Annotated in this window: 21 protein-coding genes, 1 pseudogene and 1 other annotated feature; of the genes and pseudogenes, 5 read left to right on the top strand and 17 right to left on the bottom strand. The window is 37.5% G+C overall.

Translation table 11 applies throughout. The features are described 5' to 3' along the window. Positions 1-17 precede the first annotated feature (17 nt). A complete protein-coding gene (locus tag NSQ40_RS06275) occupies positions 18-1664 on the bottom strand; it encodes a peptide ABC transporter substrate-binding protein (RefSeq protein ID WP_098159456.1) in 1647 nt (548 codons plus the stop codon). A 649-nt stretch (positions 1665-2313) separates the two neighbouring features. Between NSQ40_RS06275 and NSQ40_RS06270 the strand changes: the two genes are divergently transcribed. Beyond that, positions 2314-3711, top strand: coding sequence for an MATE family efflux transporter (locus tag NSQ40_RS06270; protein ID WP_098159457.1), 1398 nt, complete (start codon positions 2314-2316; stop codon positions 3709-3711). Between the two features lie 346 nt (positions 3712-4057). On the opposite strand, the gene NSQ40_RS06265 is transcribed toward NSQ40_RS06270, so the two are convergent. The 6 genes and pseudogenes from NSQ40_RS06265 to NSQ40_RS06240 form a co-directional block, all read right to left on the bottom strand. After that, a complete protein-coding gene (locus tag NSQ40_RS06265) occupies positions 4058-4993 on the bottom strand; it encodes an ABC transporter ATP-binding protein (protein ID WP_017152841.1) in 936 nt (311 codons plus the stop codon). Further along, positions 4986-6029 (bottom strand): ABC transporter ATP-binding protein, encoded by a 1044-nt coding sequence (locus tag NSQ40_RS06260; RefSeq protein ID WP_018764007.1) that lies wholly within the window; start codon positions 6027-6029, stop codon positions 4986-4988. Before NSQ40_RS06260 ends, NSQ40_RS06265 begins: the two co-directional genes overlap by 8 nt. 20 nt (positions 6030-6049) lie before the next feature. Then, entirely contained in the window at positions 6050-7066 is a 1017-nt protein-coding gene (opp3C, locus tag NSQ40_RS06255) for an oligopeptide ABC transporter permease (RefSeq protein ID WP_018764006.1), read from the bottom strand. After that, positions 7063-7992 carry an oligopeptide ABC transporter permease gene (opp3b, locus tag NSQ40_RS06250; protein ID WP_003195920.1) on the bottom strand — a complete coding sequence of 310 codons (930 nt, stop codon included), beginning with the start codon at positions 7990-7992 and terminating at the stop codon, positions 7063-7065. The genes opp3C and opp3b overlap by 4 nt, the downstream gene beginning before the upstream one ends. Positions 7993-8118: 126 nt before the next feature. Then, positions 8119-9753 carry a peptide ABC transporter substrate-binding protein gene (locus NSQ40_RS06245; protein WP_341286072.1) on the bottom strand — a complete coding sequence of 545 codons (1635 nt, stop codon included), beginning with the start codon at positions 9751-9753 and terminating at the stop codon, positions 8119-8121. Further along, a pseudogene (locus NSQ40_RS06240) lies at positions 9750-9962 on the bottom strand (hypothetical protein). Before NSQ40_RS06240 ends, NSQ40_RS06245 begins: the two are co-directional and overlap by 4 nt. 155 nt (positions 9963-10117) lie before the next feature. Between NSQ40_RS06240 and NSQ40_RS06235 the strand changes: the two are divergent. Both NSQ40_RS06235 and trpS read left to right on the top strand, forming a co-directional pair. Beyond that, positions 10118-10453: a DUF3899 domain-containing protein gene (locus NSQ40_RS06235; protein ID WP_371388987.1), complete on the top strand. Its 336-nt coding sequence runs from the start codon at positions 10118-10120 to the stop codon at positions 10451-10453. 232 nt (positions 10454-10685) lie between these two features. Beyond that, positions 10686-10905: a binding site (T-box leader), on the top strand. A gap of 351 nt (positions 10906-11256) precedes the next feature. Further along, entirely contained in the window at positions 11257-12246 is a 990-nt protein-coding gene (gene trpS, locus NSQ40_RS06230; protein ID WP_003195917.1) for a tryptophan--tRNA ligase, read from the top strand. 275 nt (positions 12247-12521) lie between these two features. Here the strand turns inward: trpS and NSQ40_RS06225 are convergent, their stop codons facing one another. The 8 genes from NSQ40_RS06225 to NSQ40_RS06190 form a co-directional block, all read right to left on the bottom strand. Then, entirely contained in the window at positions 12522-13268 is a 747-nt protein-coding gene (locus NSQ40_RS06225) for a YjbA family protein (RefSeq protein WP_003206164.1), read from the bottom strand. 171 nt (positions 13269-13439) lie between these two features. Continuing rightward, positions 13440-14228 (bottom strand): DUF2268 domain-containing protein, encoded by a 789-nt coding sequence (locus tag NSQ40_RS06220; protein ID WP_003195915.1) that lies wholly within the window; start codon positions 14226-14228, stop codon positions 13440-13442. 254 nt (positions 14229-14482) lie between these two features. Next, positions 14483-14986 carry an SMI1/KNR4 family protein gene (locus NSQ40_RS06215; RefSeq protein WP_003195914.1) on the bottom strand — a complete coding sequence of 168 codons (504 nt, stop codon included), beginning with the start codon at positions 14984-14986 and terminating at the stop codon, positions 14483-14485. 295 nt (positions 14987-15281) lie between these two features. After that, positions 15282-16520: a beta-ketoacyl-ACP synthase II gene (gene fabF, locus NSQ40_RS06210; RefSeq protein WP_003195912.1), complete on the bottom strand. Its 1239-nt coding sequence runs from the start codon at positions 16518-16520 to the stop codon at positions 15282-15284. Positions 16521-16551: 31 nt separating this feature from the next. Beyond that, complete coding sequence (fabH, locus tag NSQ40_RS06205; RefSeq protein WP_018764000.1) at positions 16552-17484, bottom strand: beta-ketoacyl-ACP synthase III; 933 nt, start codon at positions 17482-17484, stop codon at positions 16552-16554. 346 nt (positions 17485-17830) lie between these two features. Further along, entirely contained in the window at positions 17831-18004 is a 174-nt protein-coding gene (locus tag NSQ40_RS06200; protein WP_003195910.1) for a ComZ family protein, read from the bottom strand. Between the two features lie 417 nt (positions 18005-18421). Next, on the bottom strand, positions 18422-19282 hold the full coding sequence (locus NSQ40_RS06195) for an NAD-dependent epimerase/dehydratase family protein (protein ID WP_003195909.1): 861 nt from the start codon (positions 19280-19282) through the stop codon (positions 18422-18424). 57 nt (positions 19283-19339) lie between these two features. Then, positions 19340-20074, bottom strand: coding sequence for a hydrolase (locus NSQ40_RS06190; RefSeq protein ID WP_018783038.1), 735 nt, complete (start codon positions 20072-20074; stop codon positions 19340-19342). 157 nt (positions 20075-20231) lie between these two features. On the opposite strand from NSQ40_RS06190, the gene NSQ40_RS06185 reads away from it, so the two are divergent. After that, positions 20232-20414, top strand: coding sequence for a YjzD family protein (locus NSQ40_RS06185; RefSeq protein WP_016113766.1), 183 nt, complete (start codon positions 20232-20234; stop codon positions 20412-20414). Between the two features lie 38 nt (positions 20415-20452). Here NSQ40_RS06185 and clpB read toward each other — a convergent pair whose 3' ends face one another. Next, positions 20453-23053: an ATP-dependent chaperone ClpB gene (gene clpB / locus NSQ40_RS06180; protein WP_003195906.1), complete on the bottom strand. Its 2601-nt coding sequence runs from the start codon at positions 23051-23053 to the stop codon at positions 20453-20455. A gap of 205 nt (positions 23054-23258) precedes the next feature. Continuing rightward, positions 23259-23438 (bottom strand): YjzC family protein, encoded by a 180-nt coding sequence (locus NSQ40_RS06175; RefSeq protein ID WP_018763997.1) that lies wholly within the window; start codon positions 23436-23438, stop codon positions 23259-23261. 543 nt (positions 23439-23981) lie between these two features. On the opposite strand from NSQ40_RS06175, the gene NSQ40_RS06170 reads away from it, so the two are divergent. Then, positions 23982-24791, top strand: coding sequence for a Cof-type HAD-IIB family hydrolase (locus NSQ40_RS06170; protein ID WP_003195903.1), 810 nt, complete (start codon positions 23982-23984; stop codon positions 24789-24791). Positions 24792-24865: the final 74 nt, after the last annotated feature.

Genomic DNA, 24865 nt, shown 5'->3' with positions numbered 1-24865 from the left:
CCCTGCTTCTTTTTAAATTATTTTCCGACAGATGCCCACTTGAAGCTTAAATCTCCGCCATAATTATGCTTATAAATATCTTTAACTGTTCCTCTTTGTAAGTAAGCCGCGCTACGTTGATATACAGGAGCAATTGCTGCATCATCCATAAGGATTTTTTCTGCTTCAAGTAAACTATTCCAGCGCGCTTTTACATCGCTGCCATCCGTCTTTGCTTTCGTGATAATTTCATCATATTTCGGGTTAGAGTATTTCATTTTATTTTGCGTGCCATCTGTTATAAACATATCAAGGTAAGTAACTGGATCTGGGAAGTCTGGACTCCATCCAGCAAATGTCATTTCATAATCGCCACTTTCCTCCAGTTTAAGCTTCTGTGCAAATGGTTGTTGCTTAATTTTCAGCGTGAAACCTGGTAAGTTCTTTTCTAACTCTCCTTTTAAATACTCCCCTGTTTTCTTAGATAAATCTACATCTTCATTTAATAGCTCAATTTCAATTTTATCTTTACCTAGTTCTTTTTTACCCGCTTCCCAATATTTCTTCGCTTCTTTCGCGTTCGCCTTTACTAACTCGCCATTTTCAGCTCGGAAATCTTTTTTATTTGGCCCCGTAATAAATTTATTCGGAATCAATCCTGTCGCTTCAATCGAACCATTATTTAAAATTGTATCAACAAGTGGTTTACGCTCAAAAGCAAGAGAGATTGCTTTACGTATATTCTTATTTGCTAAAGCTTCGTTTTTCTGATTAAAACGAAGGAAGTATACAGAAGCTTCACTTGCAGTTTTAAAATCTTTGTCCCCTTTATATTTATCAACAAACTCAGATCTTAAGATAACACGGTCTATCGCTTTTGTGTCATATAAATTAATTGCTGTCGCCAAGTCTTTTACAATATTAAAATTCACTTCTTCTAGCTTCACTTCTTTATTGTCCCAGTATGATGGATTTTTCTTTATTTGGAAACTTCTTTCATGCTTCCAGTCACTTAATACAAATGGTCCATTATATAGTGTTGTATTTGCCTCTAGACCAAACTTGTCCCCTTGCTCTTTCGCATACTTTTCATTTACAGGATAAAACAGTGGATAAATCATTAAGTTTTCAAAGTAAGGAACTGGATGCTCTAATTCTACTTCTAATGTATACTCATCAATGGCCTTTACACCTAATTGATCTGGTGTCATTTCTTTTTTATTAATTTTCTGTGCGTTTTTAACATCAAACATAATATATGCTGATAATGCTGCTTTATCTGGATTAATTGCTCGTTGCCAAGCATATACAAAGTCTTTCGCTGTTACAGGATCTCCATTTGACCACTTCGCATCTTCGCGTAATTTAAAAGTATACTTTTTCCCGTCTGCTGATTTTTCACTTGATTTCGCTACACCTGGAACGAGTTTATCCCCTTTATCAAGGCGGTATAGCCCCTCCATCGTATTATTCATCACTCGCGATGATACTGCATCAGCTGATAACGCTGTGTCCATCGTTGGAATTTCTTGTGTTTCAGTTAAATTTATAACTTGTTTCGCATTATTATTGCCGCTTTCCCCTTTTGCTTTCGCTTGCGACTCATCTTTTTGATAACTACATGCTCCTAAAACCATGCTCATCGCTAATGTCGACGCTACTAAAACTGGTACTTTTTTCTTCATCCTTCCATCCCCCTAAAAAAATGTTAGCCCTTTCATTTTCAAACAGAAAGAAATATTTATATGTTCTAATAATTCATATTATACATATAAATATATTATTTGTATATTTGTTTTTCTATCTTATTAAAATTTTCTGTTACCATAGCATTTTCTGTAAACGTTTTATATTACTTATTTTCCTGCCTGAAATACTAAATATACCTGTTTTTATAATTATCTAAATTATCAGGGTATAATTAATTTTATATCACATAATATCTTTTGTATAATTATTCCCTTCTAATATGCACCATTTTGATCTTTCAACATATAAGTCACAGCTTTGAAAATAAAAGAAGATCTCCACTCCTTTTCTCCTTTTGTTTTCACGCGGCATGGGGTGAAAAAAAGGGATGATCGCTTCTACGCATGAGCGGACGCTCTCTCCCAACCAAAAAAAGGATTTTTATTGATTTTTCAATTTGTACTTATATATGTCCTATTTTTTCGAAATATATATTTATCATTTCAACCGAGAAGACCCCCTCCTCTAAATGAAGTGAAGGTGGGGGTAGTTCAATAACCAAGCTGCAAAATGAATGCAAGTGTTGCTGAAGTGTGTTAAGATACATTTTGCTTCAAAAAGGATATCGGTAAAGTGGGGGATGATATGACAGTGACTACGTCCAAAAAAGGGCAGGGAGAAAAATTAAATTTATTTTTCTTAACATGGCCCATTTTTTTAGAGGTTTTTCTTTTTATGATAATGGGGATTGCTGATACTTTTATGCTAAGTGCACTATCAGATGACGCGGTATCAGGTGTTGGGGCAGCGAATCAATACCTTCATATCGCAATATTAGTACTAGAAGTAATCGGAAACGGGGCCGCAATTGTTGTTTCTCAATACCTTGGTTCTAAACGATATATGGAAGCATCAAAAATATCAGCTTTAGCGGTAACATTAAACTTAGGAGTCGGGCTCATCATAAGCGCCGGTTTTCTTTTATTTTCGAAAAATATGATGATGGCAATGAATTTACAAGGTGACGTATTAACTTACGCACAAAATTATTTATCAATTGTTGGAGGAGCAATCTTTCTTCAAGCCATTATCAATTCACTGGCTGCCATTATTCGTGTTCATGGATTTACAAAACAAGCAATGTTGATTTCATTAGGAATGAACATCTTTCATATTGCTGGAAACTATGTACTTATTTTCGGGAAATTCGGTTTTCCAGAAATGGGTGTTCAAGGTGCTGCTATATCATCATCTTTCAGCCGTTTAATCGCACTCATTGTCTTCTTCTGGTTACTATACCGCGTCATGGAATATCGCGTGAAGTTGAACTACTACATTACCTTATCAAAAGAATATATCGGCAAGATTTTAAAGATTGGTATTCCATCGGCTTTTGAACAAGTTATGTACCAAGCATGTCAAATTGTCTTTTTATATTATGCGACATACTTAGGAGCAGAATCATTAGCTGCAAGACAGTATGCAACAAATATTTCAATGTTTACTTACTTATTCGCTATCGCCATCGGAATGGGAACAGCGATCATTGTTGGGCGTTTAGTCGGTGGAAATGAGAAAGACGAAGCATATGTACGTGTATGGAAAAGTGTAAAGTGGGCCATTGGTGTTACGTTATGTATGGTCATTCTCGTCATAACATTTCGCACGCAGTTAATGGGGTTATTTACAGATAATCCTCATGTCATCGCTTTAGGCGCAACCGTTCTTTTATTAAGCATTCTACTAGAAACAGGCCGAACGATGAATATTGTCATCATTAATTCCTTGCGGGCTGCTGGTGATGCAAAATATCCAGTTTTAATTGGCGCATTCTCAATGGTATTAATGAGTTTACCACTTGGCTACTTTTTTGTATTTTATTTGCACATGGGACTGCCCGGCATTTGGTTAGCCATTGCGATTGATGAATGGACACGTGCCATCATTATGTTCTTCCGCTGGAAAAGCAGAGCATGGGAAAATTATGCACTTGTTAAACCGGAGACTTCTGAAGAATCAGCTCCTGTTCAAGCTCAATATTAATGTTGATATTCAGAAAAAACAGGTTGGAGAAAGCCTTCTCCAACCTGTTTTTGTGTTGTTATTTATCGGAACGCCGATATATTTTGAGGAACGGTCAATATATTTGGATTTGCGCCGATAAAATTTCATTTACTATTTTTCTATCACTCCACTCTATTGCTGAAATCTCTACTCCAGCTTTTCCTTCTCTTCTTTTGTCTTCACTCGGCATGGGGCGAAAAAAGGACCTGACCGCTTCTATGCTTGGGCGGATCCTCTCTCCCATCCAATAAGAAAAGGTTTATATCAGTTTTCTTATTTGTATGTATATAAAAAAGAAGCGACCTCTCCAGCCGCTTCTTTTCTATTATTGATAGATTTCTTTATATTTCTTGTATTCTGCTTCTGAACAAAGAACAAAATGTCCAGGGCGAATTTCTCGCATAGTAGGCGTTTCATTACCATATTGATGCTGAGATGGATCATATACGATACGCTTACGATTGCGTTCATAATCCGGATCTGGAAGCGGAATTGCTGATAATAGTGATTTTGTATACGGATGAATTGGATTCTCGTATAGCTCATCACTGCTTGTTAATTCAACAATTTGTCCACGGTACATAACACCAATGCGATCACTGATGTATTTTACCATCGATAAATCATGGGCAATGAATAAATATGTTAAGCCTTTTTCTCTTTGCAGTTGTTTCAGTAAGTTTACAACTTGCGCCTGAATGGATACGTCAAGTGCTGAAATTGGTTCATCCGCAATAATAAATTCCGGTTCTACCGCAAGTGCACGAGCAATTCCGATACGTTGACGTTGTCCACCAGAGAACTCATGCGGGAAACGATTGGCATGCTCTTTATTTAACCCAACTGTGTTCAATAATTCATGCACACGATCCATACGTTCTTTTTTGCTTTTTGCTAAACCGTGAATATCAATGCCTTCTGCAATAATATCCCCAACTGTCATACGAGGATTTAATGATGCGTATGGATCTTGGAAAATCATTTGCATTTTACGATTAAATTTCTTTAATTCTGCTCGTGATTTCTTACCATGTACATTTTCACCGTCGAACAGCACTTCTCCAGCAGTTGCATCATATAACCTGATAATCGTTCTTCCAGTTGTTGATTTTCCGCAACCAGATTCCCCTACAAGTCCAAATGTTTCACCGCGGTAAATATCAAATGAAATGTCGTTGACCGCTTTTACAACACCACCACTAACGTTGAAGTGCTGCTTTACATTTTTTACTTCAATTAATTTTTCACGTTGATTAGTCATGTTGTTCACCTGCTTTCATTTGAAGAATTCGTTTTTGAACGACTTCTGGCGGTTGTACTTCTGGTGCTTGCTCATGAAGTAACCATGTTGCCGCATAATGTGTATCACTAACTTTAAAGAATGGTGGTTCCATTTCAAAGTCAATTTTTAGTGCCTGTGGGTTACGTGGTGCAAATGCATCCCCTTTTGGCGGTTTTAATAAATCTGGAGGTGTTCCAGGAATTGCATATAACTCTGCTTCTGAGCCATCTAAACTTGGCATAGATGCGATTAATCCCCATGTATACGGGTGTTTTGGGTTGTAGAAAATTTCATCAACCGTACCAATTTCAACGACTTTACCTGCATACATAACAGCAACTCTGTCCGCAACGTTCGCTACTACACCTAAATCATGCGTAATGAAAATAATCGCCGCTTCTGTTTTCTGTTGAATGTCCTTCATAAGCTCTAAAATTTGTGCTTGAATTGTAACGTCAAGTGCTGTTGTCGGCTCATCCGCAATCAATAGTTTCGGATTACAAGCTAATGCCATCGCAATAACAACACGCTGTCTCATACCACCAGAGAATTGGTGTGGGTATTGCTTTAAACGCGCTTCTGGATTTGGAATTCCAACAAGATCAAGCAGTTCTAACGCAACTTTACGCGCATCCGCTTTGCTCATCCCTTGGTGTTTAATAAGACCTTCCATAATTTGATTACCGATTGTCATCGTTGGATTTAGTGATGTCATCGGATCTTGGAAAATCATTGCAATCTCTTTCCCGCGTACTTGCTGCATTTCTTTTTCTGTTAATTTTGTTAAATCACGACCATCAAATACAATTTCCCCATTTTTAATACGTCCTGGAGGATTTGGGATGAGTCCCATTAGCGCTTTCGAAGTAACTGATTTCCCAGAACCAGATTCTCCTACAATCGCTAATGTTTCTCCCTTTTTCAAATCAAATGTAACTCCGCGAACAGCTTGTACTTCACCAGCATGTGTATCAAAGGAGACTTGTAAATCTTTTACCTCTAACAATGTTTTCATTTTCACTTCTCCTCCCTCGTTTACTTACGCATTTTTGGATCTAACGCATCGCGTAATCCATCTGCCATTAAGTTAAATGCTAAAATTAACATACTGATGACAACCGCAGGGATGAACATCATATGTGGATATGTTTGAATTGACTTATATCCATCATTTACAAGAGAACCAAGTGATGCAGTTGGCGGCTGAATACCAAGACCAATGAAGCTTAAGAATGCTTCACCAAACACCGCTGTAGGAATTGTAAACATTGTCATAACGATAATTGGTCCCATTACGTTCGGAATTAAGTGCTTCACAATTAATTGTGTGTTTGTTGCACCTAATGTACGAGATGCTAATACATACTCTTGGTTTTTTAATTTTAATACTTGTCCACGTACAATCCGCGACATTCCAATCCAACCTGTAATTGCCATCGCGAATGTAATTGATAAAATACCTGGATCCATAATAATTACCATTAAGATTACAATGATTAAATATGGAATACCGTTAATAATTTCCATAACACGTTGCATAATGTTATCCACTCGTCCACCATAGAACGCTGAAATACCTCCGTATGCAACCCCAATTACTAGGTCAATTGCCGCTGCTAAAAGAGCGATATATAATGATACGCGTGTTCCTTCCCATGTTCTTGTCCAAAGGTCACGTCCAAGATCATCTGTACCGAACCAGAAATACTCTTTAATATCACGTTTCTCATATTGATCAACACCATATTGATCTGTACCATCAAATGGTAACCAATGAATATTTTCTATCACTGGAATTTTCGGCGGCATTTTTGCACGTCCTAAATCTTGGTCTTTATAGGAATGTTTACTTACCATCGGTCCAAAAATTGCTAAAAGCGCAATGATGACAAGCAATACAAAACCAAACATTGCTCCTTTATGTTTAAACAAACGTCTTCTTACATCTTGCCAAAACGTTAAGCTTGGTCGGGCAATGACTTCATTATCAACATTGCTTTGATTGGCTGGTTGAAATAAATCTGGAGATAATTTTTGTACGTCTTTCATCATTTTTTCCCTCCCGCTAAACGAATACGAGGATCAATTATTCCGTATAAAATATCAACAATGAAAATTACTAAAATAAAGATTGCACTATAGAAAATTGTTGTTCCCATAATAACCGTATAATCATTCAATTGAATCGATTTAACGAATTGCTCCCCAAGTCCAGGTACAGCATAGATTTGCTCAATAACAAGCGTCCCTGTAATTAATCCCGCAACCATTGGTCCTAAAATTGTAACAACTGGAATCAATGCATTACGAAGTGCATGTTTTATAATAATGACACCTTGACTAATTCCTTTTGCTTTTGCTGTTAAAATATAATCTGCTTGCATTACTTCGATTAACTCCGCACGAGCGAAACGTGCAATTGTCGCAGTAACTGCCATCGATAAAGCAACCGTTGGCATGACTGTAAATTCAGGACCTTTCCAGAATGCAACTGGGAACCACCCAAGTTTTACCCCTACAAAATATTGTAGTAACGCTGCGAATACGAAGGATGGTACCGACATTCCGAGTACAGAAATAATGGTTGCCCCGTAATCCACCCATGTATTATTACGAAGTGCTGCGATAATCCCTAAAATTAGACCTATAAATGTTCCTAATACGATCGCCTGGAAACCAAGCTGTGCTGATGGTCCAATACGATCAACAATCATATCCGTTACAGGACGGTTATCGTACTGGAATGATACTCCTAAATCACCTTTTACTAAGTTCCCTAAGTAGCGCGCATATTGCACTGGCACCGGATCATTCAAACCATATTTTTCTAAAATGATTTCTTTCTGCGCCGGAGATAATTTCTCTTGGTTTTTAAGCGGAGAACCCGGCAGTAATTTCATTAAAAAGAATGTCAGCGTAGTGATTAAAAATAACGTCAAAGCCATGTACACGAAACGTTTTAATGCATAACGTCCCATAATCAAGCACCTCCCCATTTTTCTCAAAAGCAATAAGATAGTTTGAAATATTCTTACTTTTATTTTTTTAAATAAGAGCATATGCCCATCATAGGCATATACCCTTATTCATGATGGAAACCATTTTTATTTTTTGACTTCAACCCATTTGTAGCTAAATTCGCCACCATATTTATGTTCTAGCAACCCTGTAATAGAGCTGCGTTGTAAATATGCTTTTCCTGGTTGATATACTGGAGCAATTGCTGCATCATCCAACAATTGTTTTTCAGCTTTCAACAGTGCATCCCAACGAGATTGTACATCTGTCTCTACTTTTGCCTTCTTAATTAATTCGTCATATGCTGGATTTGCATAGTTGACTTTGTTTTGCGGATTTCCTGTTGTATACATATCTAGGAATGCCATCGGATCCATATAATCTGGGGCCCATCCTGCATACGACATTGCATATTCTCCACTTGCTTCAAGTTTTAATTTTTGTGCAAATGGCTGCATTTTCATTGAAATTGTTAAGCCTGGTAAATTCTTTTCAAATTGCCCTTTTAAATACTCACCGATTTTCTTAGCATCATCTGTATCAAAGTTCAGCAACTCTAAATCTACTTTATCAACACCAAGTTCTTTTTTACCAGCTTCCCAATATTTTTGAGCCTCTTTTATATCTTCTTTGATCAGATTTCCATTTTCTTCACGGAAGTCTTTTCCATTTGGTCCTTTCGCTAAACCTTTCGGAACAAAACCGTATATCCCCTGTGAACCATCGTTTAAAATAACTTTCCCGATATTTTCACGTTCAAAGGCCATTGATATTGCTTTACGGATGTTCTTATTCGCTAAGAACTTGTTCTTTTCGTTTAAACGAATAAACTGTGTAGAAGGTTTCTTAATTGTCTTGAAATCAGAATCTTTTTTGTATTTATCTACAAATTCTGATGTCAATACGACACGATCAATTGCATTTGTTTCATATAAATTTATTGCAGTTGAACGATCCTTTAGAATATTGAAGTTTACTTCTTCCAGCTTCACTACTTTATTGTCCCAGTACGTCTCATTTTTCTTAAGCTGGAAACTTTGTTCATGTTTCCACTCATTTAAGACGAACGGACCGTTATAGAGCGTCGTATTAGATTCTAATCCAAATTTATCCCCTTGTTCTTTTACGAACTTTTCATTTAATGGATAGAATGTTGGATATACCGTTAAGCTAACAAAGTAAGGAACAGGGTTGTCTAATTCCACTTCTAGTGTGTGATCATCAATTGCTTTTAGGCCAAGTTCTTCAACTGGCAACTCTTTTTTATTAATTTTTTCTGCATTCTTTACATCGAATAATATGTAAGCAAATTTTGCACCTGTATTTGAATCGACAGCTCGTCTCCAAGAATATACAAAGTCTTTAGCTGTTACAGGTTCCCCATTAGACCACTTCGCATCATCACGTAATTTAAATACGTACTTCTTACCATCTTCCGTTTTCTCGTAAGACTTTGCCACACCTGGAACGAGTTTATCGTCTTTTCCAAGGCGATATAATCCTTCCATTGTGTTATTCATTATGTTAGAAGATGCCGCATCTGTTGATAATGTTGTATCCATTGTCGGAATTTCAGCAGCTTCAGGTAAATTTAGTACTTGTTTGCCTGAAGCACTGCCTTCTTTCGTACTCGCTTTCGTATCTTCTTGCTGATAACTACAAGCACCAAGCATACTGACCGTCAATGTCGATGCAAGTATTAGTGGTATCTTTTTCTTCATATTGTACTACCTCCCCTAATTGCACCTCCTGTACCCCCACTTACTAAAAAGCAGAATTGAAAGAATAATCTCCAAGTTTCTACAATTTTCATTATACATATAATGTGACGATTGTGAATATAGTTTTTTGTTTTTTTGTTAAAATTTTTAATAAAATGTTTATTTTTTTTATTTTTTGTAAATTAGGTACTCAACATTGCTCCCATCATATTGAAAGAAAATACAAAATTGCGTATAATTTTCAAATAATTATCCCTAGTACTCATTATAACTTTTATAGTATAATAATTCTAGTAATATTTTGACGGAGGGGAACATTTTGAATAGACTTTATTCTCACACTTGTATATTAATATTGTTAGCAATAATCGTTTCTAGCATTGGTGCATTCCTATTTTCAGCTCAATTTTTGTTGAATTTTGTCAATATCATGTTTTACATTGCATTATTTTTTGTTATTTTAGGAGGTTTTTTATTTCTATTTCAAAGTGGATTTTTCAACATAACAATGTACGCTTTCCAAAAAGTATTTGGAACAAATAAAAAGGTAGAATCTTTAATTGAAGAAGAAGAATCAGCAATAGATAAAAAAGAAAGAATATATAAAACGTATTCTTTCACATGGACATACCCCATCTGCATTACAGGTGTTCTTTTAGGCCTCATCTCTACGATCATTAGCTTTACTATTTTGATGTAGTTTGCAAACGTTTTTCCATATGATATAATTACTTGCAAAACATTTTGTTATAAAAAGCGCAAGTGGCTCGCTCAGAATGCGAGGGGGATGGAGCTCCTGACGTAGAGGCGCTTTTTGCCTCGCTGGAAGGCGCGAAGCCACCGAGTATTCTTGCCACTGGAGCTGGATTACTCAAAAAGCGTAAGTGGCTCGCTCAGCTGTTAAAAACAGAGCTATATTATAATAAATTCATATGCATGCGATGAGAAAGAAGAGTACATATTGCAGCAATTTCAGAGAGCTTGTGGTTGGTGAGAACAAGTAATTGTACAGTATGGAATGGGCTTTTGAGCACCAAACCGAAACAACTTAGGAGTAGGCTTTGGCGTTATATCCAGGCGTTATAATGGATAAAAGAGATTTCACTATTTGTGAAATAATTAGGGTGGTACCGCGGTCCATTCGTCCCTAGATCATTTGGGATGAATGGGCTTTTTTGTATTTAAAAGCGGAAGCGGCTCGCTTAGAATGTGAGGGGGATGGAGCTCCTGATGTAGAGGCGTTTTTTGCCTCGCAGGAAGGCGCAAAGCCACCGATCATTCTTGCCGCTGGAGCTGGATTATATAAAAAGCGGAAGCGGCTCGCTTAGAATCTGAGGGGGATGGAGCTCCTGATGTAGAGGCGTTTTTTGCCTCGCAGGAAGGCGCGAAGCCACCGATCATTCTTGCCGCTGGAGCTGGATTATATAAAAAGCGGAAGCGGCTCGCATTGACCTACTTCCCCCACTCTTCAACAATACATACAAATTTCAAGGAGGCATTATTATGTCAGTTATTTTTTCTGGTATTCAGCCAAGCGGAACAATTACGCTTGGAAACTATTTAGGAGCAATGAAACAATTTACAGAATTACAAAACGAACATGATTGTTATTTCTGCATTGTAAACCAGCATGCGATTACAGTTCCTCAAGATTCTGTACAACTTCGTAAAAACATCCGCAGCCTTGCTGCGCTATATGTAGCTTGTGGTATTGATCCTGAAAAATCTACTTTATTTGTACAATCAGAGGTACCTGCGCACGCTCAACTCGGATGGATTATGCAATCTATCGCATATGTTGGAGAATTAGAACGTATGACGCAATATAAAGATAAATCATCTGGTAGAGAATCTGTTCCAGCTGGATTACTTACGTATCCACCATTAATGGCAGCTGACATCTTACTTTACAACACTGAGATTGTGCCAGTTGGCGACGATCAAAAACAACATATGGAGTTAACTCGCGATTTAGCAGAGCGTTTCAATAAACGTTTCCGTGAAATTTTCACAATTCCAGAGATTCGCATTCCAAAAGTAGGCGCTCGTGTTATGTCATTAACAGAACCTACGAAAAAAATGAGCAAATCTGATCCAAATCCAAAATCAATGATTAGTATGCTTGATGAGCCAAAAACAATCGAAAAGAAAATTAAAAGTGCAGTAACTGATTCTGACGGTATCGTAAAATACGACAAAGAAAACAAACCTGGTATTTCCAACTTATTAACAATCTACTCTTCATTCTCAGGTAAAACAATTGAAGAACTAGAAGCTTACTATGAAGGAAAAGGATACGGCGACTTTAAAGGTGATTTAGCACAAGTAGTCGTAGAAGCAATTCGTCCAATTCAAGAAAAATATAACGAACTAATTAACTCCCCTGAATTAGATGAAATTCTTGACAAAGGTGCTGAAAAAGCAAACCGCGTTGCAATGAAACAACTACGTAAAGTTGAAAATGCAATGGGATTAAGCAGAAAACGTAGGTAATGAAAAAAGCGGAAGTGGCTCGCTTAGAATGTGAGGGGGATGGAGCTCCTGACGTAGAGGCGCTTTTTGCCTCTTAGGAAGACGCGAAGCCACCCATCATTCTTGCCGCTGGAGCTGGATTATACAAAAAGCGGAGGTGGATCATTCAGCTCTGACGGTCTAAGGTTTTTTCGTATAGAAGGCGTTCTTTGCCTTCTTATGCGGAAGGTTCTTAGACAGGAAGAGCTTGCCACCGGAGCTGGATCAAATTAAAAAACCGCCAATTTGGCGGTTTTTTAATTTACCTTTTGTTCATTTTCCATTTCCCATAACTTTTCAAAGAATGGTTGCCCTTTTACAAGGCGTTCACATAGCTGTTCATGCTTTTTTGACCAACCATATTTCGCTTCCTCATAAAGGCGCTCCCAGACGTCTTCAAATTTCATATGTTGAACAGTCCCATATGCAGATGGATCCCATTCTGTATACCAATAGCGAATTTCAGCTGGATTTTTCGTTGTATGTAGTTGATCTAGCGCCATAAAAAGCAATTGTTTTAATTGTCGTTCTTTACGAGTTAAGCCATTCATAATATATGGCGATGGTGATAAAATATGATGCTCTTTTTGTGATTCTTCCACTTGAAACTCATACTTTTCTGCTTGGACATTTTCCACCATCTCATATACCATCTGCTCTTGACGAGGAATAAGCCTACTTTTTCGAATCGGTACATTGTACCCAATTGAATCCACTGCAATAATTCCTTTTCCATCTGTAACAACAAAACAATACTCTTGTTGCAAACGCTCATGATTTTTACGAATATACGCCTTATGATGTACGTCTTCCAATAGTTTTTGCGGAAGTTCCAATAATTCGTTCTCGATGTAATGATATAATGTAGAATCTACTTTTAATAATGGCACTTGATCTAATAATTCGATCGTATCATCCTTCCGCCATTCGTAAAAATGACAAACGTTATACCCATTTTCTTCACCTTCAAACCAATTTACCCACACATCATGTAGATATAACATTTTCTACCCCTCACTTCACTACTGTTTGTACATCTCATTATGTTCATTTTTTGTGAAATTTATTCCATCCAAGGGAATATATTCTACTTATTATTTCTTCACTAATTCTCACTTCCATTTTCATCATGCAAAAAAACTTGGCAGCGCCAAGTTTTTTATATTTATCACCTATTAAGAGGTAAAAGTATTTGCTTTATTTAATATACATATGGCATCCATGGACAATAAAGAAAGCGTGTTATCTTTCTCAAATTCCACACAATCTTTTACAATATGAAATCCAACGCCATATCCAAGCATCTTCGGGTACATTTGCATTCCATTTAGTAAGCAGTCATGCTCCCTTGTTCCTCTCTTCATATCCTGTTTCTTTTTTACAACCTTCTCCCAATAATGAACCGCTTCCTCTTTTGTATAGTACGATGTCCACGGTGCATAACTCTTTTCTGAGTGCCTTTCATACACCGCTTGCTCTGCAAGCCCCTCCATTATCATTGTATCAAGTAATGTATAATCCTTTTCTTTCTTTTCAATTTGATGTAACCGACATATGTGATGATATTCATGGGTAAGCAATGCTTTTAATTCCTTCACGGTATTCCGTCCACAGACAAACAGGAAAATCACATGACGCATTGTTAAGCCAGCTTTTCCGTTATATTCCGCTTGTACCGTGCGATTATATGAATCTGATAACAAAATAAAGATAGGGACATCTGGCCCTTGTAACCAGTGCTTTAGTTCCTCATACTCCTCAGAAAGCTCTTTCCAAATCTGCTTTTCCTCTAGTCGCTCAATTTCTTTTTGTCCTTCCATCACTGGACGATACATACCTTTAGAAATTAAAAAACGGTACAACCTCTCCTTTGGCAATGGAATGTATTTTGTAAACTTCTCACAAAGCTTTTCTGGACGCCCATAATAAAGGTGCAGCCAATCTGCCGTTTGAATAACCCCCATCTTCACTCCTCCCTTTTCTTCTATATATATGCAAGAAAAGGAGCGAACGCGAAGTGATAAAATGAAACTTTTGATTGGCTTTGATTTATTTCTAATTGCACAGCTCCATCTTTCCTGCATGTGCTTGCTGAAGGAAATTTCTGTTGGAGCACTGTTAAACTGAGGGGAAAAGGCGGGTATAAGAATTATAATTTGGTTTTTGTTCATACAAACAGGCCCCTCAAAAAAGAGCCTGTTTGTCGACAATCTAACATTTAATCCTTGTCAAAATGAGAGTACGGGAGTAACCCTTCTAAAAAAGTTTGGAAATCGTCCGCTAAGAACGTAATGATTGGATCTTGATAATTTTCTACATTCACATGAATTACTCTTGGTTCGCCTTGTTTTCCGCACTCGCTATAGTCTAGCAAAACAGCATCGTGTCCAGCTGTAGGCGATTCTCCTACATATATACAAGAAGATGGATATTCAAATTCCTCTATCATGTAAATTCCCTCCGTATCAACCCCATGCTCTCCACCAATGCCATAGAACCCCGCTACGTAAATATGATCCTCAGCCCAAGAGGTAGGTACGGTAGTAGAAAAACAATTCTGTACAGGTGTACCACCGTTTTGCGATTTGATTAAGCGAATATAGGAATCTGGTAATTTATAACCTAATTTTTCTTCTGCAATCCGAATCATTTCATCTGTAACTGGATTTGGGTTTACGAACTCGTCAGAGTCCTCCCAAAAGGTATGCAATGTGTTCACCATATGAGTTTCACTTCCTTTTCATCGTGTGCTTTTTCTTTATACCCCAACCTGATAACTAAAAGGAGCATCATGTTTTTTACATTTTTGTAAACTTTAGAATGACTTCTGTTATATGTAACATAGGTATCTTGTTGTTTCCTTCCATCATACCGTTCATTATAAAAAAAGAGAAGAATAAGATAAATGAAAAAAGCCGATCGATTCTACACATGATCGGACGCTCTCTTCCATCCAAAAAAGGGTGTTTTAAGAAGTAGCTCTCCTTTGCTACTTCCCAAAACACCCTTTTACTACATTATTTATAAGCTTTAAATACTAACACTGCGTTATGACCACCGAACCCTAATGAGTTACTTAAAACAGTGCGTACTTCTTGATGTCTCGCTTTGTTTGGTACGTAATCTAAATCACATTCTGGATCTGGTGTTTCATAGTTAATTGTTGGCGGAATCACGCCATCTGTAATAGATTTAACAGAGAAAATCGCCTCAACAGCGCCTGCTGCTCCTAATAAATGACCAGTCATTGATTTTGTAGAGCTAATCGCTACTTTATATGCATGTTCACCAAATGCTTCTTTAATTGCCATCGTTTCGTATTTCTCATTCGCATCTGTACTTGTACCATGCGCATTAATATAATCGATATCCTCAGGCTGAAGACCGGCATCTGCTAATGCTTGACGTATCGCACGAACACCGCCCTCACCGCCAGGAGCAGGCATTGTAATATGGAACGCATCACCTGTTGCACCATATCCGACAAGTTCAGCATAAATACGTGCTCCTCGTGCTAACGCATGCTCCAACTCTTCTAGTATAAGAATACCAGCTCCTTCTCCCATTACAAATCCACTACGATTTTTATCAAATGGACGACAAGCAGTTGCTGGATCCTCATTAAATGTTAATGCTTTCGCTGAACTAAATCCTGCAAATGCCATACTTGTTAACGGCGCCTCTGCACCGCCTGTAATCATTGCATCTGCATCACCGCGCTGAATGACTTTAAATGCGTCACCAATTGAGTTTGCCCCAGATGCACAAGCTGTCACAGAACAAGTATTAATTCCTTTTGCACCTGTAGCAATTGAGACTTGACCCGCAGCCATATCAGGAATCATCATTGGTATCAAAAATGGACTTACACGGCGCGGACCTTTTTCCGTAAAGATTTTAAATTGCTCTTCATACGTTTCCATGCCACCAATACCAGAACCTATCCATACACCAATACGCGGTGCATTTTCTTCTGTAATGTCCAACTTTGCATCTTCAACTGCCATTTTCGCTGCTGCTACCGCATATTGTGTGAAGCGATCCATACGGCGCGCTTCTTTTTTCTCAATATATTTTTCAGCTTCAAAGTCGTTAATTTCCGCTGCTACTTTTGCTGGAAATTGTTCCGGATCTAAGCGTGTAAGCCGTCCGATTCCAGATACACCATTTTTAATGTTTTCCCAAGCTGTTTCTACATCTGTTCCGATCGGCGTAACAGCTCCTAGTCCTGTAATTACGACACGCTTCTTTTCCATACAAAATACACTCCTTTTTTTCTCTCAGTCCTTATTTGCCCCAACGAAGAGCGACTGCTCCCCATGTTAATCCGCCACCAAAGCCGACTAATATAATTAAATCACCGTCTTGAATACGTCCATTTTGCAATTCCTCTACCATCGCAATTGGAATTGAAGAAGCTGACGTATTCCCAAACTTTTCAATTGTTGTACTCATTTTTTCTTGTGGCAAACCTAATCGTTCCCTTGCCGATTCCATAATACGAATATTTGCTTGATGCGGAACTAAAAAGTCCACATCTTCTTTCGTAAGACCTGCTTTTTCTACAACACGAAGACAAGAATCACCAAGTTGACGAACAGCGAATTTAAAGACTTCTCTGCCATTCATCATAACATATTCATCTTGATAAAGGTGCTTGCCACCACTTCCATCTGCGCCTAATTCAAATGAAAGGATACCCTTTCCTTCTGAAACAGCTCCCATTACAACAGCACCTGCTCCGTCTCCAAATAACACTGCCGTATTGCGGTCGTTCCAATCTACAATTTTAGATAATTTATCACTACCAACTACTAATACGTTTTTATAAGTTCCAGTTTGAATAAATTGCTGCGCTGTAATCATTCCGTACATAAAGCCCGCACATGCTGCACCTAAATCCATTGCCGCTGCATGTTTCGCACCAATTTGTTCTTGAATTACACAAGCAACGGCTGGAAAAGAGCGATCTGGCGTTACTGTTGCAACTAAAATAAGGTCAATTTCTTCTCCACTAATCCCTGCATTTTCAATAGCTTTCTTGGCAGCTTCTACCGCCATATATGAAGTATCTATTGTATCATCGGCAATGCGTCTCTCTGCAATTCCCGTTCTCGTACGAATCCACTCATCAGATGTATCCATGATTTTCTCTAAGTCGTGATTTGTGACTACTTTTTCTGGCACATATCTTCCGATCCCTAAAATGCCTACGTTCACATCGCAGCCCTCCGTTTTATATCAATTATTATGACTTGGTACTAATTCTAAAACATAAATGTTTATTTGTCTAGAATATATTTCTAAGTAAAAAAATAAAGCCGACATATTGTCGACCTTATCTCATAGTAGAACCAAAAGCAAACTACCTATATATCCCGCTCTTTTCCAATTGAACTCCCCCCTCCTTCACTTTGCTTAGAAGAGGGAGTCTTCTCGGTTAAAATGACAAAAATACTTCCGTATCTGCTTTTACTTGGCGTGGGGCAGAAAAAGGCTCTGACCGTTTCTATGCATGGCTAGATGCTCTCTTCCTCCAAAAAAAGGGTTTTATGTCTAGTTCACCTTATTTTCCCGCTTTTCCAAGCTCATATGCTTCGTTCATTACTTTCATTAACAACTCTAGTACTGGCTGCGCTTTTTCCATATCAAGTGCAATCCCATTATCATCCAAAATGGCCTTTGCTTCCGGCAGGTGTTTCATAGCGATTTGTAAAAACTGCATATTTTTTTCATTCATATTTCTTCATCCTTTCCATAAAAGGAGCACTAATCTCCTTACTTCTACACTATATAAATTCCTTTTGATTTTTCAACATATAAGTCGGTGCTACAAAAACAAAAGGTGACTTGCACTCGTGTTCTCTCTTTGTTTTTAACTTGGTATGGGCTATGGCTTCTATGCATGGGCGGATGCTCTCTCCCACCTAAAAAAGAAAGGTTTTATATCGGTTTTTCAATTTGTATTTATATTGATTTTCCAACATACAAACCACGGCTATGAAAATAAACGGAGATTTTCACTCGTTTTCTCCTTTTGTTTTCACTTGGCATGGGGCCAAAAAAGGACCTGACCGCCTCTATGCATGGGCGGATGCTCTCTCCCACCTAAAAAAGAAAGGTTTTATATGGGTTTTTCAATTTATATTTGTATAGTTTAACATATGTTGTGTTCTTCGTATAACTCTTTATATCGTTTTAAATGTGTCAATTGCTTATTTAAACCGAATTCTAACGGCGTGTTTTTTACAATACAAACACTCTTTATCTCTTCTCCTTTTACTTCTTTAACAGTTTTTTTCACTTTATGCTCGGCATTTAAAAGGATAATTCCTTTTTCCCATAGATTTTCTTTACCACTGATCATATTATATACACCTAAATTTTCTATGTTTTTGCCTTTTTCCCATAAATATTCACACACATCTTCTACATAAAGAAGGTCCGCTCCATTTTCATTTTGAAGAAGCTCATATTCCTTTTCCATAAGTTCAGAAAGAATAAGCCTGTGGTACGTCATAAAGGAAGGCTGCCATGGGCCATATAAAGTTGGAACACGAAGTATACTATAACGAATATTCCCCTTCTCCACTTCTTCCTCTACTTTCATAAATAATCGTTTATTTTCAGATTGATCTTGCACATTTGCTATTTCAATAGAAGAAAGTACATTTAGCTTCACTTGTTTTCTTTCGCACATATGAATGACACGCTTTAAATATTGTAAAATGATTCGTTCATTTCGAAATCCGCTTTGCCTGTTCGGTTCACATAAACAAAAGTAAGCCGCATCAAATTGATCGGTTTCTACTGTCTTCCATCCGCTCTCATCTCTTATAGACGAATACATAAACAAATCATTCCGCCCAATTAAAAATAGCTTTTCTTCACTTACTTTTGACATACTTTCCAGATCAGCAAAATCAAGGCCATATACTTCTACTTCTTCCGCAAGCATTTTATTTACAAGATGATAGCCTACAAACGAAAGTGCCCCTATAATTAGTATGCGCTTCATGTCACCAACCCTTTCTCCCTCTAAACAAATAGCTCCTCATTTATGTATATTGGAGCTTCATAAATCTTCTTCATATTTTTTAAAGAAATGACATGTATGTTGAACCATCTTATATTTTACATGTTGCAAATGAAACGATAGTGAGGTCTCACAATTTTTATTTATCCGCTTTTTTTCATATTCACGTAACAATTGCTTACGCGCTTTTTGTTCTTGTGTGGATACAAATATTTTTACAGGCACACAAGAAGGTAAATAAGAAAAAGACTTCTTAGCAATTTCCGCTTCTAACTGAGCTTCCTTCACATCATACGCAAGCAATAACTCTCTCACTAACCTTTTATAGAAAAATTTATGCTCTTTTTCAAATTCCACATGTGCAGGCAAATCTAGGCATGGAGTAAGCATCACTACAGATCGAATACATTCTGGGTATCGATTCATCATTTCAAGAGCCACAAGAGCCCCCATTCCATCTGCAATGATATGAATTTGTTCGTTTAGTGTTTCTTTTTTCATAACAACATGATACAAACGCTTCGCTAAACGAACCGATTGATCATTCCCCCAATGTCTCCCGTATAAATTAGATGAAAAAACGGTATATCCATTTTCTATCAGCCCATTTAAAAAATGAGCGCGCCCCGCATGCTGCGTCCATAAACTTGTACCATTCTCAATAAAATAATTGTAATCACCAAGAAGCATGACACCAAATCCATTGGGCTTCTCTGGCAAATAAATCACACATGGTTCTTGTTCTAAGTAAAAAAAACGTTCCGTAACACTCATCATTCTCCCGCCTTATTTTCTAAACATAAAAACTACTCCTTTATAATGTATGAAAGGAATACAATTTTGCTTTGAAAAATCTACAAATATTTTTTCTATATTCTTTTTTCAATTGTGTTACAATAAGGACAGATTGAACGAATAGGGGTGTGAAAAGATGCGTGTAATTTGGGCCTTTATTTGGTCGTTTATGCTTGTACATATGATGAGCTACGTAATTAGCTCTATGACTGGCGGTGTATACGATTTCGCGCTAGCGTCTAAATTCTCAATTGTTCTTGCTGTGCTTGTAATGGCAATTGCAGCAGCAATTCCAAACGAACCAGTAGAACAACACTAATAAAGAAAGAGCCCGGATTCAATCTCCGGACTCTTTTTTTATTGGACATGAACAACTAGTTCGTTATTTTCCACATCAACAACTACATGACTATTATCAGTAATTGTTCCCGCAATCAATTCACGTGCTAACTTTGTTTCAACTTGACGCTGTACATATCGTTTTAATGGACGCGCTCCATACATCGGATCGAACCCAGATTCCACAACAAACTCTTTTGCTACTTCTGTTAATTCCACTGTAATATGACGATCTATTAAACGCCCTTGTAACTCTTTTACAATTTTATCAACGATTCCTTTGATCTCATTTGTTGTAAGTGGTTTAAATAAAATAATTTCATCCACACGATTTAAAAACTCTGGGCGAAAATGTCCTCTAAGCTGCCCCATAACAAGATTTCTTGCTTCCTCTTTAATTGTACCATCTTCTTGTAACCCTTCTAATAAATGCCCTGAACCAATATTTGATGTCATAATAATCACTGTATTTTTGAAATCCACTGTTCGTCCTTGTGAATCCGTAATACGCCCATCATCTAACATTTGTAATAAAATGTTGAATACTTCTGGATGTGCTTTTTCAATTTCATCTAATAAAATAACGGAATATGGTTTACGGCGTACGGCTTCTGTTAATTGTCCACCTTCCTCATATCCTACATATCCAGGAGGAGCTCCAATCAAGCGAGACACAGCATGTTTCTCCATATACTCGGACATATCAATGCGAATGATTTGCTCTTCACTATCAAATAAAGATTGTGCTAATGTTTTCGCAAGTTCTGTTTTCCCAACGCCTGTTGGTCCTAAGAAAATGAATGAACCGATTGGACGATTTGGATCTTTAATACCAGCGCGAGCACGAAGAACTGCATCCGCCACAAGACTAACTGCTTCCTCTTGCCCAATAACACGTTCTGATAAAATTTGCTCTAAACGTAGCAGTTTTTCACGTTCACCTTCTACAAGCTTTGCAACTGGTATGCCAGTCCAACGTGAAACGATATTTGCAATTTCTTCTTCACTTACTTCTTCACGAAGCAAACGGTTCTCTTGTTCGTTATGCGCTCCCGTTTCTTCCGCCTCTCTTAATTCTTTTTCCATTGCTGGAATTTTACCATGACGAAGCTCTGCTGCTTTATTTAAGTCGTAATTCCCTTCTGCTTCTTCTAATTCACGACGTAAACGTTCAAGGTGTTCCCTTAAGTCACGAACTTTATGGATTTCTTCTTTTTCTTTTTGCCATTGCGCTCGCATTCCATTTGCAACTTCTTTTAAATCAGATAGTTCACGTTGCAATGTTTTGAGTCGCTCTTGACTACCACGATCCGTTTCTTTTCCTAAAGCAGCTTCTTCAATTTCCAGCTGCATAATGCGGCGCGTTACTTCATCCAATTCTGTTGGCATAGAATCAATTTCTGTTCGAATTGTTGCGCACGCTTCATCAACAAGGTCAATCGCTTTATCTGGTAAAAAGCGATCAGATATATATCGATCAGACAATACAGACGCCGCTACAATCGCACGGTCATGAATATTTACACCATGATAAATTTCAAAGCGCTCTTTTAAACCACGTAAAATAGAAATTGTATCTTCTACCGTTGGCTCTTCTGCTAACACTTGTTGAAAACGACGTTCTAGCGCTGGATCTTTCTCAATATATTTTCGATACTCATCTAAAGTAGTCGCTCCAATACAATGAAGTTCACCGCGCGCAAGCATTGGTTTTAACATATTCCCTGCATCCATCGCCCCTTCTGTTTTACCAGCACCAACAATTGTATGGAGCTCATCAATGAATAAAAGAATACGCCCTTCACTTTTTTTGATTTCATTTAACACAGCTTGCAAACGTTCTTCAAACTCACCACGGAACTTTGCACCCGCCACAAGCGCGCTCATATCTAACGCAAATATTGTTCTATCTTTTAATCCTTCTGGTACATCTTTTCGCACAATTCGTTGTGCCAATCCTTCAACAATGGCTGTTTTCCCAACGCCTGGTTCACCAATTAAAACAGGGTTGTTTTTTGTTTTACGAGAAAGAATGCGGATAACCCGGCGAATTTCGCTATCACGACCAATGACAGGATCAATTTTCCCTTGTCTTACTTCTGCCACTAAATCACGGCCATACTTTTCTAACGCTTCATATGTTACTTCTGGATTTTGACTAGTCACTCTCTGATTCCCCCGAACTTCCATTAAAGACTGTAATAATGTATCCTTCGTAATGTGAAATGCTGTGAACAAGTGATTCATATCACCTTTTTCCTCACAAAATGCGAGCAATACATGTTCCACTGAAATATATTCATCTTGCAGTTTTTTTGCCTCTGCCTCTGCTTTAACGAGTAATTGCCCTAAAGCATTTGTCACATACACTTTGCCAGCTTCTACACCACTTCCTGTAACAGATGGTTTCTTTTGAAGCAATCTTTCTACTTCTTTCGTTAATTGTTCTATATTGACATTCATTTTTTGAAAAATACGCACTGCTAATCCATCTTGCTGCTGTAATAATGCAAGTAATAGATGAACAGTATCAACTTCTTGATGATGATGAGATACCGCTAAAGATTGAGCACTCATAATTGCTTCTTGTGTTTTCGTCGTCATTTGATTTAAGTCCATCTTCACAAACCTCCAAACATTGGAATCCTCTTGATGTTTGACCTTTTTTGATTTTTTGACTTTATTTGACCTTTAATTTGATTATACGCCAATTGTCTTTTTTATACAATGAATTTGATTATGAAATTTGAACTTTGTTTCCCAAAAAAGTATGTATACCTCTGCTCTTCAATCACAAAAGCCGCAATATAAATTGCGGCTTCTCTTACGGCTTTCTTTTATATGTCCACTGGCGGTTCTGATTCGAATTCTCAGGAAACCTTTGACCAGCTGTTAATTTTACTAGTTGTGGATCTTTAACCATACTTCCTGTTTCACCAATTTCTACATAAATCCCATCATTTGGTGCTTTCTGTCCAGAACGAAACCTATGATTTTGTCCCATTTTCATTCTCCTTCCATGACATCTTTACACCGTTAGTATATCCATTTTTGAAAAAGCCTTTCTGTTATGTTTAGGAAACGAATCATATTTTTTATTACTGTTCATATGTATGACTTTACATGATAAAGCAGGAGAAAAAGCATCACTTGTTGAAAAAAAAGAAACCGACCTATTCTAGGCCAGTTCCAAAGGAGAGTCAAACATATACGAGAAGATTACATGTTCATTATATGTCTTGCTGCGCCCGTAATGTAACCCTTTTCACAAATTGTACAAAATGAAAGAAACATTATTTGAACTTTCAAAAAAATCATTGACTTTTCTGATTTTGGGTAGGAAATAGTGGACACTAACATGTTTCGCGACGTAAGATGAATATATAATGAAACTTCCATTCATGGTTGTTTCTCCCGCATTAACGGGGGATGGAGACCCCCGCTGATGGAAGTTCCACTTTATCTATACACTTTCCAACCTCTTATTTCTGCATCTTAAAACGGAAATACAGATAGAAACAAAAAATTTTTCATAAGAGGTGAAAACATGAAAAAACAACATTTAATCGCATTAGATTTAGATGGCACTTTACTTACAGACAATAAAATTATTTCCGCACGAACAAAACAAACAATCGAAAAAGCAAAAGAACAAGGACATGTTGTTGTCATTTCAACAGGACGTCCATTTCGCGCTAGTCACGCTTATTATAAAGAACTTGGTTTGAATACACCTATCGTTAACTTTAACGGCGCTTATGTTCATCACCCCCTTGATACAAATTGGGGAACGCACCATTCCCCCCTTGAGCTTTCTACTGCACAAGAAATCGTTCGCGCTTGCTTTGATTTTGGCGTTAAAAACATTTATGCCGAAGTAATTGACGATGTATATGTTCGCGAAATTGATGAGGATAAAAAGCATATCTTTGAATTTGGCTCTCCAAATATTTTTACAGGAGACTTACTAAACATTTTGCAAGATCATCCAACATGCTTATTAATCGATGCACTGGATGAGCAATCAACAGCTATTCGTAAGCATTTAACAGATATGCATGCAGAAGTGATTGATCATCGAAAATGGGGTGCTCCTTGGCCGATTATTGAAATTGTGAAAAGCGGCCTCAATAAAGCGATTGGACTTCAAAAAGTTTCTAGCTATTATAACATTCCACAAGAACGAATTATTGCGTTCGGTGACGAAGACAATGATTTTGAGATGATTGAGTTTGCAGGTCACGGCATCGCCATGGGTAATGCCATTCCTGAATTAAAAACATTAGCGAATCATACGACATTAACAAACGAAGAAGATGGAATTGCTCTTTATTTAGAAGAGGTTCTTGGATTGTAATCTAAAAATTCCCTACTTATAGTTTGGCTCAAAACGCTCATACTATAACTAGACACAGCGATGTGTCAGTTGTT

The organism is Bacillus sp. FSL K6-6038 (genome assembly GCF_038050455.1).
Lineage (GTDB): Bacteria > Bacillota > Bacilli > Bacillales > Bacillaceae_G > Bacillus_A > Bacillus_A pseudomycoides.
Note: the sequence above shows the minus strand (reverse complement) of the source record. Positions and strands in the feature narration are given on the sequence as shown.